Origin of the sequence: Aquimarina sp. MMG015 (assembly GCF_018100855.1) — a bacterium.
In the GTDB taxonomy this organism is placed as follows: domain Bacteria; phylum Bacteroidota; class Bacteroidia; order Flavobacteriales; family Flavobacteriaceae; genus Aquimarina; species Aquimarina latercula.
On record NZ_JAGJEB010000027.1, the window covers coordinates 1 to 1813 of the forward strand.

A 1813-nucleotide genomic window follows, 5' to 3' on the forward strand; every position below is an offset into this window, starting at 1 on the left:
ACTGATTAGTAGAAGTAAGAACTCGAAACAATCCTTTTTATTCATTAAATAAGGAATAGGTATAACCCCACCGAACTAGTCAAGTATACATAGATTGATAGATAATTATCAATCTATGTATACTATATCAAAATGTAGAACAGTAGGTTACCGATATAGCACAATTTTTTTTCACATCATTTTTTTAGCTGTCAAAATAAGGTGGCTTAGTAGACTAGTTTCCATTATTAAAATTTTTAACCTCAAAATGATCATGAATTATTTTACTAACTCAAATAAAACAAAAACAGTCTTTGCCTGTTTGATATGTTTTTTATTAACTAATTATTATAGTATTGCACAAATTCAATTAGAAGAAGAAACAAAGATTACAGATATCGGTTTGTTTTTCGATGGAAAAAAAGTAGATCGAAATGCTCCAAATAATGGGTCCGGATATGATTATTTTTTTGGAAATAGGATATCAGCCCATGGAGATTGTATTAAGAAGTATAAACAATTTGTTTTTATGACTTGGTATAAAGGAGGTAAATATAATAGACATGTTATGCTTTCTAGATATAATACCAGTACAGGTGTCATTAAAACTATTGAGTTTCCTCATACTCATACCGGGTTAAACGGTAAATGGTGGATAGGAGAATCTCATAATACAATAGCAGTTGGTATTAGTCCTAAAAATGGAACTATCCACATGCTTTATGATATGCACGCCTATAAGAACACAGGATTCTCCAAAAATGATTACTTCCGATATGCTTACTCTAAAAAGAATGCCGCTACTGTTTCAGATTCAGATTTTAAACTGAATTTGTTTATTCCGGATGGAACTAATGACTATACCCATGTAAGTCTAAATGGCACTTCCGATCCTGAACAGTTTCAAAGTCTCACGTACCCTAAGTTTTTTTTAAATGATGGTGGAGACTTACTTATGTATATGAGAAGAGGAGGTCATAATAATGGCGCATATGTATTTAGTAAATACAACGCAGGTACTTCAAAATGGGATGAGCTTACTCAATTTAATAAATTAAATGCTAAAAATAATGGTCAACAATTTAATTGGGGACTATATGGGAGCATGAAATACGTAAATGGTAAACTTAGAGTTGGTTTTCAAAGAAGGAGTGCAAACAATAACGATAAATACTTGTATCAAAATGGTTTTTATTATGGGTATTCTAATGACCAAAGTGGTAAAAGTCAATGGAAAGATCATTTAGGAGGAGCAATTAACATTCCATTTGCTAACGCTGATTTATTGAAAGTGTATGAACCTGGAAATTTGGTTTCTGCAACCGGTAAAGATGAAGTTTTTATGGTACAAGGTTTTGATTGGACTGTTACAGATAGGGGAGATGTACATATTATTGGTAAAGTTAGAGACACTAAAAATAACGTAACCAAAAATGTACATACGTATAAGCCAGTGGGTAGTTCAAGTTTTATTACTTCAACAAATTTTTCGGGTGGAGATCAATTATATACATATGATAATAATATTTACATCATTGGTACCAATAATGACCGTGTTTACGTAGAGAAAGCGGATGGAGGTAAAAATAATTTTACAAGAATATATGCTCCAACAAATGGAAAGAAATTTAGATTCGGTGTTCCTTATATCAATGATGGAAAATTGTACTACTACTTGATGGAAAAGAAATCAGGAGATAAGCAGCCATTGTACTTACAGATTATTGATTTAGGAATTAAGAACGAAGAAAATAAACCACCACAAGTTGCATTAACCAATCCATCATCGAATAATCAAGAGTTTACACTTGGTGAGACGATTACCTTAAGAGCT

At 31.6% G+C, this 1813-nt stretch carries 1 protein-coding gene; it reads left to right on the top strand.

Going from position 1 to position 1813, the window contains the following annotated elements:
- Positions 1-253: 253 nt before the first annotated feature.
- Positions 254-1813: BNR-4 repeat-containing protein (locus tag J8L88_RS23325; RefSeq protein WP_247666544.1), on the top strand; the 1560-nt coding region annotated here is incomplete at its 3' end.